The following is a 12,643-nucleotide window of genomic DNA, read 5'->3' on the forward strand; positions in this document are numbered from 1 at the left end:
TGCCATCAGTCCTTAAAGTCAGAAACCCCGGCCCCAATATCAATAAAATCACGACGGACAATTGTTATATTTTCCAAACGGGCATTATCGGGAAAATGTTCTTCCCCCAGAGGTTTTATCTCATTGCTTTGACACAGAACAATTGGGTTTGGGCTCATGTCATTTTCCAGTGGCAGCATGAACACTTCCAAAAACATTTTGCGACCCGTCGACATACCGTGATTTGAAACCACCCGCATACCGCAAGGCTGCTGAACAACAGAGAAAAAAGACTGGCTTGCCTTTTCCTTGCGTTCATCCGCCACATAATTCAGATAATTTTCCCCAGTTGGATCAAACCCCATGCGTTCTCGTACCGCCGTGCCTGCAAGTCGAAAGCGGATAAAATCCTTGGCCACCATCTCGTAGATAATAAGGCTGGGAAGTATTTGCGGCACTTTTTCCGGAAAAAAAGCGCTTCGTAGCGGCAGAACCCCCTCACGTGGAAGGCTCAACCAATGATCAAACAAAGCCTGGCTTCTGGGGTGATAAAGCTCAATAATTGTCCAAACTCCACACTGTCAGATTCATCTGTTGGGGCATCAATATGTGCTTTGCCTAACTTCTACATGCTTCATTGCATATACTAGCATTCATTTTGTCAAAAAATACATACAAATTATTATATTAAAAAGCTTTGATTTCAATAAACTAAATAAAAAAAATCAGCCCGCTTTCGCCATAGAAAGCGTCTGTTTAAGTATCATGGGAACACACTTATCAAGGCGGTGTTTCCTGCTTCATCTTTCCCATTAATTTCAGTAAGCTGCACTTAGCAATCAATAACGGTATTTTCCCAGAACCTCTGTCAGGTTCTTTTCTACAAGTTCTACAAACCAAGAGTTCCCGATGCCTGTTTATCTTATTCGCCATGGACAATCCGAATTTAACGCTGTTGCCCGGGATGGCATTGATCCATTAATATATGACGCACCTTTGACCGCGCTGGGACGATCACAGGCCGATCAGGCACGTAAAAATATTGCTGGGTTGAATATACAGCACGTTATCTGCTCGCCCCTGACCCGTGCAGTTCAAACGGCATTACGTATCTTTGGGGATGATGTCCCCATTACCATCGATGCAGGTCACAGGGAAATGGTCTGCAACAGCTGTGATGTCGGTCGCCACCCCCATATACTATCCCGCGACTTCCCAAACCTCAGCTTTGATCATCTGGATGATCACTGGTGGCATAAAGGTCCGGAAAACGCCCATGGTGTTCCCCATGAACCGGAAGACATTTTTACCAGACGCATCGAAGATTTCGTCGCCCGCCTAGAAGCCGCTGCACAGGAAACCACCACAACAGCGCCTTTTGCCACACGCCCCCTCGCCATTGTTGGCCATGGGCTATTTTTTCAAGGGCTGGTTGGGCGGTTGATGGATAATTGTGAAATCGTCCGATACAAATAGCCCTCTCAACCGGGTAGAGAAAATTGCTCAATCACGGGGGATGTCTCACACAGGGTATGTATCAATGCCTGTTGCATCAGTGACTTTGACCTGTCAGGCCAGTTAGCAATTATCCTTGATCAGGCCCTAATAAGGTTGAAATCTCTTCTTTGAAGTCCGCGACGGTTGCCATCAACCAATTGCGGAATATTTCCACATGGGTTTGCCCGACTTTGCCCGCCTCGGTGACGAGGTAATGCGCCCCAATGGGCAAGGGGGCAACATCCACAGCGGGAACCAGACTGCCCAAATGCAGCTCATTTGAAATATAGGCCAGATTAGCCAAGGCAATGCCATGCCCTGCGACAGCGGCCTGAATAGCAGTATCATCGTGTTCGAATTTAAGTGCCCGATCCAAAGCAAGCTCAACATCACCAGATTTCATTGCCCAACTGCGCCAATCCCGCCCCGTGGGCTCATTAAAAATCACCCGATGATTTTTCAAATCCTGCAACGGGAATGCTTTTTCGTGGTGAAAATTCCCTGGTGAATTTTTTTCAAGATACCCCGGTGCACAAACGGGCAAAAGCCATTCAAGCATAATCAGCTCACCATTTTCGGGTACAGAACTTGTTTTGTCCGCCGGGTCACCAAGCTGATAGATAATCGACGTATCAAAGCGGCGGCTTTGCGATGTACCCGGCGAGGTAACTGTTTGCAGACTGATCGGAATATTAGGGTGTTGAGCTTCAAACCCTGATAATCGGGGCATCAACCATCGAATGGCAAAAGAGGTGGTTACAGAAAGCGTAAAGTTCGAAACACCACCCAGAATTTCATCACTTACCGCCGCAATCTGAAACAATGCCTGATCCGTAACCTCAAAGAGCTTTCGACCTTCGTCACTTAGCTGAACCCCCCGATGCAAACGCAGAAATAACGCGCATCCCAAATATTCCTCTAGCACTTTTATTTGGCGACTTATGGCCCCCTCGGTCACACATAGTTCCCGTGCTGCCTCTTTAAAGCTCATATGCGTTGCCGCAGCATTAAAATGTCTGAGTGCAGTCATTGGGGGTAATTTCATCATAGCTGCGATTGATCCAATCAATAGGGAAAAACAATTGGCATTCATTGTTCAAGACGAAACATATCACTTGATATTATGTAAAGCCAAATTGATTTTAAATCGTTTGAGCAAATAAACAGATAGCTTATTTTATGTGTTAGAAAATCGTCGTACACTGAAAATATAGCAAGAAAGATTAGCCACGATGCCCATGAACATTGAAAAGGTTTTTGCCGACACTCCGGGTAAAAAAAGCTGTATTCACCTCAATAACTGTGGATCATCCCTGATGCCACAGTCTGTATTACAAAGCCAGATCGATCATCTTGAACTGGAAGCTGCAATCGGGGGATACGAAGCCGCCAATAAAAGACACGATGCCATCGAAGCCGTCTATGATTCTGTCGCTCGCTTGATAAATTGTCATCGTGATGAAGTTGCCGTTGTCGAAAACGCAACCGTGGGCTGGGCCATGGCTTTTTATGCCATTCCCTTTCAGGCTGGTGACCGTATCTTGACCGTAGAGGCAGAATACGCATCGAACTACGTGGCTTATTTACAGATTGCCAAAGAAAAAAATGTTTCCGTAGAGGTAATCCCCAGCGACGAAAACGGTGTGGTTTCCCTTGAAACACTCGAAGACATGATTGACGAGCGCGTCCGGGTCATTTCCGTCACCCATGTTCCAACAAATTCCGGGCTGGTAAACCCGGTCGAAGAGATCGGGAAGATTGCCCGCAAACACAATATTCTCTATGTGGTTGATGCTTGCCAATCCGCAGGGCAAATGCCGCTGGATGTCGAAAAAATTCAATGCGATGTTCTCTCGGCCACCGCCCGTAAATTCCTGCGGGGTCCCCGCGGTGTCGGCTTCGTTTATGTCAGATCATCCGTGATTGAACAGCTGCATCCCCCCATGATTGATCTGCTCTCTGCAACTTGGGTCAGCGAGAACGAATATGTCTTAAGATCAGATGCCCGACGTTTCGAAAACTGGGAAAACAACTATGCCGCAAAGCTCGGCATGGGGGCATGTATCGACTATGCACTGGAAATCGGACTGGATAATATTCAAGCCAGAATCAATGAATTGGCTGATTATCTGCGCAATAGCTTGCGGAAAATCAAGGGCGTCAAACTCCACACCCTTAACCCCAACCAATGCGGTATTGTTACCTTTTCCATCGCTGGGGTCGAGTCTGCGGATGCTGTTCAGACCATCCTGCAACAGGGTGTGAATGTCAGCACGTCATCCCCCGCCAGCACTTTGTTGGATGCAACAAAAAACAATCTGCCTGTTCTGGTGCGTTCTTCGGTACACTATTACAACGACCATCAAGAGATTGATAAATTTATCAATATTGTGCGCAACATCGCGAACTCTTGATAATCCAGCGGTCAAAGGACCTATGAACTGATAAATCCAACCGTCTAATTGCTCAATCTGCTTGCTGTTTAATCTTTGACATGACCGCGTCACCAGTCTGCCGCGTCACCATCAAAGGTGAAACCCGCCCGTCAAAAGAACTAAACAGCAAGCGATTTTCTCATTATATCTTTAGAATTTATAGCCTATCCTGTACTTTGTTTGTAAAATTACATGGTGATGAGGCTCTATGTTTTTATCCGCACAATCGGATCTGACAGAACTGGAAAAATACCCCAGACTGCGACAAAGTTGGCAATGGTATTCTGATCTTTGCGCAAAGTTGGGGCGGATTCCCGCGCGGCAAGATATCAACCCGGCTGATATTAAATTTGCGTTGGGGTACGAATTACTTGTCGAAATTAACCGCGAGAGCAAAAATCCGCGGGTGCGTCTGATCGGCGTTGTTACCGAAGAGTTCTTCAAACTGGCCAACGGTCGTCATGCGGGCAAAGACTATGACACCTTTCTGACCGAAGAAAGCCAAATAGCTGCGTCTGAAAAACTTACGGAATCCTTGGACCAGGGACAGCCTATTTTTGGCACAGCAACCTATACCCGCAAAGATGGACGCCGCTTCGGCTACGTCAGAATAATTTTTCCCCTTCAGTCACAAAATGACGAGCCGGAAATGGTCTTCCTCATTTTTCAGGACTTTACCGAAAACGAAGACCGCGAAATCGGCGCTCAAAAGGAAGAGGCTATGAAACGCTGGTCTTAAGTTAATCAATAAAAATACGCAATTATTTGATAATGAGCCGCTTGGCTATATCCTGTTTAGGATTGATGTAATATTCTGATACCTGTTTATAATAATCACACCGTGGTGGCACGACATGTTCATTTCCGCCCAATCGGATTTATCAGTACTCGAGGAATATCCCCGCCTGCTGCAAAGCTGGCATTGGTATTCCGGGCTTTGTGAAAAGCTTGGTCGATTACCATCCAGAAAAGATATTAACCCGGTTGATATCAAATTTGCGCTGGGCTACGAAATGCTGATCGAAACGGATCGCGAACACATGAATCCCAGGGTAAGGCTAATCGGCACAGTTACCGAAGAATTCACAGGCCTCCCGCATAGCGCAACCGGCAAGACCTACGACGCCTTTCTGTCAGAAGAAAGCCGCATAAAGGCCTGTAATTATCTTATAACTGCCCTTGATCGGGGACAGCCGCTTTTTGGCATCGCAAAGTATGCGCGAACAAATGGACAGACCTTTAGTTTCGCAAGAATAATATATCCGCTCTACACCCTGGAAAACGAGCCTGAAATGACTTTTGCCGTTCTTGAAAAGTTTAAAGAAAATGACAACAGGGAAGCTGGCGCTCAAAAGGAAGAATCCATGAAGCGCTGGCTTTAACCTCTTGGTAAAACGCACACAATAAATTCTTTCCGAATGAACAGTTTGGTCATATTCTGTTTAGGATTTATGTCATATCCTGATACCTGTTTATAAATAACGACACCGTGGTGACACGACATGTTCATTTCCGCACAATCGGATTTGTCAGAACTGGAACAATACCCCCGCTTGCTCAAAAGCTGGCACTGGTATTCCGGACTTAGTGAAAAGCTGGGCCACCTTCCGACCCGTCAGGACATTAACCCTGCCGATATCAAGTTTGCGCTGGGGTATGAAATGCTGGTCGAAAACGACCGCGAGAACAAGAATCCACGCGTACGTCTGGTCGGGATCGTTGCCGAAGAATTTATGGACCTGCCTGTCAGTGGTACAGGTAAAACCTATGACACCTTTCTCGATGACCAAAGCAGAATTAACGCCTGTGAACAGGTAACATTGGCACTGGATAAGGGACAGCCCCTATTCGGAACAATGACCTGCACCCGCAAGGATGGACGCTCTTTTGGTTATGCACGCATTATCTGTCCGCTTCAAAAGCTGAACAATGAACCGGAAATGGTTTTTATCACCTTTCAGTCATTTATCGAAAACGAAGGCCCCCAATCAGGCGCACAAAAAGAAGAAGCTGTGAAACGCTGGTTATAGGCCCACCTTTCAATTTAACAATCTAATTATCAAAAAATAAGAAACAATCATTATAGTTTTTTGCATATTATCATTTGGCAAAAAAGGCGCATATTAGTCATCAAGGGCAACCACTCTATTACGAGTAACCAAGAGGACCAAGTCGATGAAACCCATCGTAACTGCCAAAGATTTTGATTTTACAGCCGCTGACATCGAACACCACATTCGTGAAGCGCACCGTCTGCGCTCTGAAGCAATCGGTGGTGCTGTTGTTCGTGCTTTCGCCACAGCATTCAAATCCACAAAGGATTTTCTCGGCCGCATGAGCTACCACAAAGTGAAACACGCTTAAAACATTAGGCTGGAACCTGTGTTCCAAAAAGCCGGATAGTGCTAACCCCACGGTGTATGGTTTTCATCCGAAAGGAAACGATACGCATATTATCCGGGCAGATTGAACACAGTGATCAGCTAAAATGCCCAAGCAAAGAAAGAGGATGTCATTTCGGCATCCTTTTTTTGTGTTAAAACCTCTTACAGCCTCAAGAATATCCCATCACCTCAAATTCATGAGCTCAAAAATTCATGAGCGCAAATTCATGAGCCCGAATTTATGAGCACACTCTGCTTTGCAGATCATATACTCCATAATTCCGAAAGCACCCGGCAATATCACAGATGAATATTGCACCCCGTCTGTGACTTGCTATTCTTCCCCCTATTAAAACAACAACAATTCATTCTCTAAAAGCGGTCCTTTCCCGATGCCACAAACTGCGCTCTTTTCAGAACAGACAGAACAGGTCATTGATCTGGCGACATGGCCACGGCAAAGCCAGTATGCCATGTTCAAAGACTTTGCTGCGCCGCATTTCAGCATAACAACACGTATTGATGTTACAGCAATCATGACAGCAAAGCAGCGCAATGGTGCCTCGCCCTTTAATGCTATGCTCTTTTGTATCATGCGGGCCTTCAATACCGTGCCTGAACTCCGAACCCGCTTGCGCAACACTGACGGGCGACAAACCGTTATTGAACACAATATCGTTCACCCCTCGGTCACGGTCCCCATTGAAAATGACCGCTTTGCCTTTTGTGAAATTCCCTATGCCTGTGAATGGTCAACTTTCAATTCAAACTGTGAAAGCGCAATTACAGAGGCAAAATCACAGACAGAGCTGGACGAAAAAACCATCGATACTGATTTTTGGGTTTTCATGTCTTGCATTCCCTGGCTGGATTTCACAGATATGCAACACCCCCTAAAAGGGCCAGACGACTGTATCCCCCGCCTTGCATGGGGAAAGTTTGTGCCGCACGTCACCCCGCAAAATCAAGATGGGTGGGAGGTTGCGGTAAACCTTACCGCCCATCATGCCTTGGTCGATGGTATCCACATGGCAAAGTTCTTTCAGCATTTACAAGAAAATTGCCATCGCTTTTCATAACCAATCCCCAAAAAAATTCCCGCATAATAATTCCCGTATAATAATTGCCTTCATAACTCGGCTTAAAATCCGATCCAGCACCACGGAATAAAATGATATTCAATCACGTACAGATAAAAGTAAAAGACCTTAAAACCAGTAAACTTTTCTATGATCGCGTCATGTCTGCCCTGGGTTATGATCAGGTGCTGGACATTCCCGATATTGTCATTGGCTATGGCACCAGTGTTCACGACATGTTTGAAATACGCCAAGCAGACCAAGATGCCCCCTTATCCCATGCGGTTCATATATCCTTTAACGCCGATACAACCAAAAGCGTTGATGACTTTTATCACCTTGCTCTTGAAAATGGTGGGACCTGTCATGGTAAGCCTGGCCCCCGCCCGGAATATGAAGATGGCTATTATGCCGCTTTTGTTCTGGACCCGGATGGTCACAACATCGAAGCCGTTTACGCCGAACAGCGTGAATAGCTTTTACCCGCGCAGCATTTCCTGTTTAGGGCTGACGCCATAACGTCGGGTAAAGGCGCGCGATAAAGCCGCCGAACTGGAAAAGCCAATTCGTCCGGCAATGGTTTTTAATGGTATACCCTTTGCCAATTCAGTGCGTGCCAGTGTCAATCGCCAGTTCGAAAGATACTGGCCGGGCGTTACCCCCACAAGCCTGCGAAAAGAATTGGCAAAGTGTGTTCTTGACATTGCGGAAATTTCGGCCAGATCCTCTAGATTGAAATTACGATCCGGACTTTCGTGCATGGCAATAATCGCCAAGGAAATATTGGGGTCTGCCAAACCAGCCAGCAACCCAACCTCTGTCTGTCCTGCCTCGATCAAATGCCGTAACAGACGTATCACCACAATTTCACAAAGACGGTCAATCACGGCACGCCCGCCACACCGGGGGGCGTCGGCTTCTTCCAGCAAAATATCCGTAACCGCCTTCAGGGGCGCAGATTGGTCCAACCTGACAACAACCAGATCGGGCAAGGCCAAAGCGATTGGATTGGCTTCACCGCCTGTGTCGACAACCGCACACACAAACCCCGCAACCTGTGCAGTCGCCGCAGATTTCTGCCCCCTATCCTCCTGAACCGAATCAACTACATCACGGGGCTTGATCTTAAAATCACCCGGGACGCCACGCGGATAAAACACGAGCAAAGGAACATCCGGCGCTAACAGATCAAAATCTGGTGCAGATGATGCTATTTGCCCACTGTGAACCACAAAGAAATTTGCTGACCCGACACTTTGCCCCCTATTGCAAATATCGGTAACTTTTTGTTCCAAATTCTCACCAGCTTTATCACCAGATAATGCGCCAGAGTTATGATCAACGTAATGCTTACCGGGTGCTGCAAAATCAAAATTCCCCCCGCTATCATTTCGCAATGGTCGATTATTTTGGCTACCAACCTGATCAATAGCACCCCCACACCCAAGTCTCTGTACACGAGCACGAATATGAAACCGCTGTATAAGGGCAGATAAACGATCAGCTTTTTTAAAGGGTTTTTCCAAAACAAGTCCTCGGCGCACAGAACAACATGCCAGTACACTACAATAATTTTGTACTATGGATCAACTTATTTGCACAAAAAGAAACCAATAGTTCACTATATTAAATATCAAGGGCGATAAGCCAGCCCAATTATTTATGTAACAACCCACAGATGACCCGGAAGGTACCCCCCGTTATGCTGATGCCCCGTCAGAAAACTCCGAACCTCTCACTGCCAACACTTGGTGGTGGAACGTTTGACCTCAGCACTGATGGTGCCGAGCGTTATACACTGGTGACTTTTTACCGCGGTCTCCACTGTCCGATCTGTGCCAACTATCTCAAAGAGCTAGAGCGTCTGACACCTGAATTTGCAGAGCGCGGTGTAAAGACCATTGCTATCAGTTCAGACGGAAAAGATCGCACAGAAGAAATGGCGGCAAAAATCGACGCCAAAAACTTGCGTTTTGCCTATGACCTGCCCCTGTCTGTCGCCAAGGAATGGGGCCTGTATATCTCCACATCCCGTGGCAAGACCTCTATCGGCATCGAAGAACCCGCTCTCTTCTCTGAACCGGGGGTTTTCCTCGTGACGCCCGAACAAACACTCTATTACGCCTCTGTCCAGACAATGCCATTTGTTCGTCCGGTCTTCAAAGAAATGATTGGCGCACTGGATTTCGTTATTGCAAACGATTACCCGGGCCGTGGCGAATACACCGGCGAAGTGTAGGAACAAGATTAAGCGGCGTTACTGTTTCTCAGGCCGCTTTTCGCCAGTCAAGACATACTCCATTCCCGGGGTCGTGTTTTGGAAGCATTGCGACCTGAACGCGAACGACAACCCCAGGATAAAAGCCCCCGGCCAACCACACACACAAGCAGGTCGGGGGCTTTTTCTTTCCCAAGACCATGATGTTTGCCTTTGGCAGGATCCGAAACTTAATCCACCATCAGGACTGTTCGGGTGATTACATCGCCATCTTCGTCAAAATCGAATTCGTGCTGAAAACCGAATTTGGAAAGGATGTGCAAAGAGGCGGTATTTTTCTTTTGCGCAAAGGCATAGATCTGTTTCATGCCCAGCGCCTTGATTCCGAAATCCAATACAGTCGCCGCCGCCTCTGTCGCCAGACCACCGCCCCAGAATTCAGGTAACAGGCCATAGGATAGTTCAACCTTGTCATCGGTTTCGTTTTCTTCCCGCAAGCCACATTCCCCCATAAAGGTTCCGCTATCGCGATCAAAAACAGCCCAGAGACCAAAACCACGACGTTGCCAATGATCGGTAATAATTGCCAACTGGCTATCACTCCCCTGTCGGCTTTGCGTGCCAATTTTGCGAATTGCCATCACATCCTTGTTGCCATAAAGGCGAAACAAAAGGTCGCCGTCTTCTACAGTAAAGGGGCGCAGAAACAATCGTTCACTCGTTAAGGTTTTCGAAATCGGGCAACTCGTCTCTGAAGTGTGGCACAAAGATTGATCTGGGGCTTGATCCAGGGACTGATCTGGGGTTTTAGAAGGCATTCAATGCGACCTGAACGGGATAAAGAATTGAACACAAAAGATAGCAGAAACCATTAAAAATCATACGGTCTATTTTAAAGACCATACGGATTATTATTAATACCATGCACCACTAACAATAATCCAAAAAGCCAAGAGAGAATCGTAGCCCATTGATTTTACTTCGTTTTTAAAAACGCCGTAGCAGCGCCCCTCAGCTTCACCAGCCCCCGTAAAATCCGTAACACATCGTTATTTGCAAAAAAAAGCACTGTAAATCAGCAAGACACGACAGGTCTATTCTGCAGCAACGCTTTCATCCCGACGGAACATTTCAAGCAGCAGATTGATCCGGTGATCTCCGTTGAATTCCGGACGATGAACCAATGCAATTTTGATCTCTGCATTGTCGCCTTTCAGTGGAAAGACCGCCGCTCTGTTTTCCAGCTCGAAACTCTCGACAATCGACCGTGGTAAAACAGAGGCGCAAAGGCCAGCCTTGATGCAAGCAAGAATGCCATCCAGTGTCGAGATTTCCATCATCTTGGGCGCAGTAAGATTTTGCGCGCGATACCAGTCAATTGCAAAGTTGCGATAGCCACAGCCTTCCTGAATTAAGACCATTATAGGTAATTCCAGCGCCTGTTCTAACCGCGTCAATCCCTGTGGCGCAATATAAACCAGGGGTTCAGTGAAAAGCATATGCGTCGTCAAGCTATCCTGATCCGTACTGCGCTTGCGACGGTCAACCACAACGGCAGCATCCAAACGGCACTCGTCCACCGCCCTATTGAGAAAACCGGAAACACCCGTATCCACAGAAATCTCTGCATCGGGATGAAAACGTCGATATTCCGTGATAAAGCGTGGCAGCAAATGAGATGCCTGGGTATCCACAAAGCCCATTCGTATATGGCCGGCATCACCCGGGTTCACCGCGCCCTTTGCCGCACGTTCCAGCGTCAACATGGCATTGGCATATTCCAACAGCTTTTCCGCCTCGTGCGTTGGTACCAGACGTCGATGCGCCCGCAGAAACAGGGAAACGCCAAGCTCATTTTCCAGCTTGCGAATACGGGCCGTGACATTGGGTTGTACTGTGTTCAGATTTTCAGCCGCAGCCGTCACACTTCCCAAATCCATCACCAGCTTAAACGTGCGTAATGCCGAGAGGTCCATTAGCTCAATCCTGTTCAACAAACAATTCACATCATTATTTTTTATTTATAAATAAAAATAAACTATTTTTTTTGATTTAAATTCTGCGATTAACTTTCCTTGTTCATTTCCGGCCAAATAGTCCGCCACAGCTATCTGTCAGTCAATTCGGAACGAACAAGAAAAGTTTTTATCAGGAGCCCACAATGACCTTTGAAATCTGGATCGCCTTTGTTTTGGCCGCGAGTGCAAATATCCTCGCCCCCGGTCCGGCAATCGTTCTTGCAATCAGAAACGGCCTTTCATTAGGTATGGGCAAAACGATCTATTCAACCCTGGGCAATGTTGTGGCGATTGGTTGTGTTGGCCTCGCGGTTACACTTGGTCTCGGGGCAATTATAACCACAGAGCCAAGAATACTTTCTGTTTTGCGGGTTCTGGGGGGCAGCTACCTACTCTGGCTTGCTTATCAGAACTGGCAGAGGGGCATGATCTCGCTGGACAATCTTACCAAAGATGATAGGGGCGGAAAAGTCACGACAGTCAATGCAGGGGCCGACACCAATTGCATTGCCTCTTCTTTCCCATCGTCCCTTGAAGCTCATCAAGATCCGGGATCTGCCCCTTATCTTTTCCGGCAATCTTTACTTGTCGGCCTGACAAACCCAAAAATGATCATCTTCCTGCTTGCCCTCTTTCCACTCTTTCTCAACACACAGGCCGCAGCAACACCACAGCTATTGCTTATGACAGCAACCTTTATGGGGTTGTCCTTTTTATCCCTCAGTGCCTTTGCCTATACCGCCGTAAAACTGTCACGGCTGATCCAAAGACCGGCGACAGTGACCTTTATCAACAAGCTCATTGCCCTCATCTTTTGTGGGTTTGGGGGCAGCTTGATCTATTTTGGCCTGACAACATTGTGACACCACCCGCTATCGTGCCAGTTACATTCACGGCACATCAGGCTTTAACTTGAAACGCCCCGATCTTAATGTTTGCTTGATGAAAATTATGCGCCCGCGTACAGTTTACTGGCGTACACAGCTAACCAGAACACAGCTAACCAGAACACAGGGACAGAGCACAGAGACAG

Annotated in this window: 15 protein-coding genes; 10 read left to right on the forward strand and 5 right to left on the reverse strand. The window is 47.1% G+C overall.

The annotated features are described in order from the left end of the window. Positions 1 to 5: 5 nt before the first annotated feature. Positions 6 to 542 carry a PAS domain-containing protein gene (locus tag WH95_RS02000; protein ID WP_082113939.1) on the reverse strand — a complete coding sequence of 179 codons (537 nt, stop codon included), beginning with the start codon at positions 540 to 542 and terminating at the stop codon, positions 6 to 8. 346 nt (positions 543 to 888) lie between these two features. Between WH95_RS02000 and WH95_RS02005 the strand changes: the two genes are divergently transcribed. Then, positions 889 to 1,455 carry a histidine phosphatase family protein gene (locus WH95_RS02005; protein WP_046502349.1) on the forward strand — a complete coding sequence of 189 codons (567 nt, stop codon included), beginning with the start codon at positions 889 to 891 and terminating at the stop codon, positions 1,453 to 1,455. A 109-nt stretch (positions 1,456 to 1,564) separates the two neighbouring features. On the opposite strand, the gene WH95_RS02010 is transcribed toward WH95_RS02005, so the two are convergent. Beyond that, positions 1,565 to 2,506 carry a LysR substrate-binding domain-containing protein gene (locus WH95_RS02010; RefSeq protein ID WP_218044425.1) on the reverse strand — a complete coding sequence of 314 codons (942 nt, stop codon included), beginning with the start codon at positions 2,504 to 2,506 and terminating at the stop codon, positions 1,565 to 1,567. A gap of 202 nt (positions 2,507 to 2,708) precedes the next feature. On the opposite strand from WH95_RS02010, the gene WH95_RS02015 reads away from it, so the two are divergent. The 7 genes from WH95_RS02015 (at position 2,709) to WH95_RS02045 (ending at position 7,850) form a co-directional block, all read left to right on the forward strand. Continuing rightward, entirely contained in the window at positions 2,709 to 3,890 is a 1,182-nt protein-coding gene (locus tag WH95_RS02015; protein WP_046502352.1) for an aminotransferase class V-fold PLP-dependent enzyme, read from the forward strand. 229 nt (positions 3,891 to 4,119) lie between these two features. Next, positions 4,120 to 4,650, forward strand: coding sequence for a PAS domain-containing protein (locus WH95_RS02020; protein WP_046502354.1), 531 nt, complete (start codon positions 4,120 to 4,122; stop codon positions 4,648 to 4,650). A 115-nt stretch (positions 4,651 to 4,765) separates the two neighbouring features. Further along, positions 4,766 to 5,293: a PAS domain-containing protein gene (locus WH95_RS02025; protein WP_046502356.1), complete on the forward strand. Its 528-nt coding sequence runs from the start codon at positions 4,766 to 4,768 to the stop codon at positions 5,291 to 5,293. Positions 5,294 to 5,413: 120 nt separating this feature from the next. Further along, the gene (locus WH95_RS02030) at positions 5,414 to 5,941 is read left to right on the forward strand and encodes a PAS domain-containing protein (RefSeq protein WP_046502358.1); all 528 of its coding nucleotides are present in this window, start codon (positions 5,414 to 5,416) and stop codon (positions 5,939 to 5,941) included. A gap of 145 nt (positions 5,942 to 6,086) precedes the next feature. Further along, entirely contained in the window at positions 6,087 to 6,275 is a 189-nt protein-coding gene (locus WH95_RS02035) for a hypothetical protein (RefSeq protein WP_046502361.1), read from the forward strand. Positions 6,276 to 6,687: 412 nt separating this feature from the next. Continuing rightward, positions 6,688 to 7,374 carry a CatA-like O-acetyltransferase gene (locus WH95_RS02040; RefSeq protein WP_046502363.1) on the forward strand — a complete coding sequence of 229 codons (687 nt, stop codon included), beginning with the start codon at positions 6,688 to 6,690 and terminating at the stop codon, positions 7,372 to 7,374. A gap of 92 nt (positions 7,375 to 7,466) precedes the next feature. Beyond that, the gene (locus WH95_RS02045) at positions 7,467 to 7,850 is read left to right on the forward strand and encodes a VOC family protein (protein ID WP_046502365.1); all 384 of its coding nucleotides are present in this window, start codon (positions 7,467 to 7,469) and stop codon (positions 7,848 to 7,850) included. A gap of 3 nt (positions 7,851 to 7,853) precedes the next feature. Here the strand turns inward: WH95_RS02045 and WH95_RS20340 are convergent, their stop codons facing one another. Then, on the reverse strand, positions 7,854 to 8,918 hold the full coding sequence (locus tag WH95_RS20340) for an AraC family transcriptional regulator (protein ID WP_052741715.1): 1,065 nt from the start codon (positions 8,916 to 8,918) through the stop codon (positions 7,854 to 7,856). A gap of 158 nt (positions 8,919 to 9,076) precedes the next feature. On the opposite strand from WH95_RS20340, the gene WH95_RS02055 reads away from it, so the two are divergent. Next, on the forward strand, positions 9,077 to 9,613 hold the full coding sequence (locus WH95_RS02055) for a peroxiredoxin-like family protein (protein WP_046502368.1): 537 nt from the start codon (positions 9,077 to 9,079) through the stop codon (positions 9,611 to 9,613). A gap of 209 nt (positions 9,614 to 9,822) precedes the next feature. Here WH95_RS02055 and WH95_RS02060 read toward each other — a convergent pair whose 3' ends face one another. Both WH95_RS02060 and WH95_RS20345 read right to left on the reverse strand, forming a co-directional pair. Then, a complete protein-coding gene (locus tag WH95_RS02060; protein ID WP_046502370.1) occupies positions 9,823 to 10,410 on the reverse strand; it encodes a GNAT family N-acetyltransferase in 588 nt (195 codons plus the stop codon). Positions 10,411 to 10,686: 276 nt separating this feature from the next. Next, positions 10,687 to 11,568: a LysR family transcriptional regulator gene (locus tag WH95_RS20345; protein WP_052741716.1), complete on the reverse strand. Its 882-nt coding sequence runs from the start codon at positions 11,566 to 11,568 to the stop codon at positions 10,687 to 10,689. Positions 11,569 to 11,753: 185 nt separating this feature from the next. Between WH95_RS20345 and WH95_RS02070 the strand changes: the two genes are divergently transcribed. Beyond that, the gene (locus WH95_RS02070) at positions 11,754 to 12,473 is read left to right on the forward strand and encodes a LysE family translocator (protein ID WP_046502373.1); all 720 of its coding nucleotides are present in this window, start codon (positions 11,754 to 11,756) and stop codon (positions 12,471 to 12,473) included. The last annotated feature ends 170 nt before the right edge of the window (positions 12,474 to 12,643 follow it).

Source organism: Kiloniella litopenaei (assembly GCF_000982415.1).
Lineage (GTDB): Bacteria > Pseudomonadota > Alphaproteobacteria > Kiloniellales > Kiloniellaceae > Kiloniella > Kiloniella litopenaei.

Excerpts from the sequence above, each read along its gene's own strand:
- WH95_RS02005 (WP_046502349.1), top strand. The coding sequence starts at position 889 with ATGCCTGTTTATCTTATTCGCCATGGACAATCCGAATTTAACGCTGTT.
- WH95_RS02010 (WP_218044425.1), bottom strand. The coding sequence starts at position 2,506 with ATGACTGCACTCAGACATTTTAATGCTGCGGCAACGCATATGAGCTTT.
- WH95_RS02015 (WP_046502352.1), top strand. The coding sequence starts at position 2,709 with ATGCCCATGAACATTGAAAAGGTTTTTGCCGACACTCCGGGTAAAAAA.
- WH95_RS02020 (WP_046502354.1), top strand. The coding sequence starts at position 4,120 with ATGTTTTTATCCGCACAATCGGATCTGACAGAACTGGAAAAATACCCC.
- WH95_RS02025 (WP_046502356.1), top strand. The coding sequence starts at position 4,766 with ATGTTCATTTCCGCCCAATCGGATTTATCAGTACTCGAGGAATATCCC.
- WH95_RS02030 (WP_046502358.1), top strand. The coding sequence starts at position 5,414 with ATGTTCATTTCCGCACAATCGGATTTGTCAGAACTGGAACAATACCCC.
- WH95_RS02035 (WP_046502361.1), top strand. The coding sequence starts at position 6,087 with ATGAAACCCATCGTAACTGCCAAAGATTTTGATTTTACAGCCGCTGAC.
- WH95_RS02040 (WP_046502363.1), top strand. The coding sequence starts at position 6,688 with ATGCCACAAACTGCGCTCTTTTCAGAACAGACAGAACAGGTCATTGAT.
- WH95_RS02045 (WP_046502365.1), top strand. The coding sequence starts at position 7,467 with ATGATATTCAATCACGTACAGATAAAAGTAAAAGACCTTAAAACCAGT.
- WH95_RS02055 (WP_046502368.1), top strand. The coding sequence starts at position 9,077 with ATGCTGATGCCCCGTCAGAAAACTCCGAACCTCTCACTGCCAACACTT.
- WH95_RS02060 (WP_046502370.1), bottom strand. The coding sequence starts at position 10,410 with ATGCCTTCTAAAACCCCAGATCAGTCCCTGGATCAAGCCCCAGATCAA.
- WH95_RS20345 (WP_052741716.1), bottom strand. The coding sequence starts at position 11,568 with ATGGACCTCTCGGCATTACGCACGTTTAAGCTGGTGATGGATTTGGGA.
- WH95_RS02070 (WP_046502373.1), top strand. The coding sequence starts at position 11,754 with ATGACCTTTGAAATCTGGATCGCCTTTGTTTTGGCCGCGAGTGCAAAT.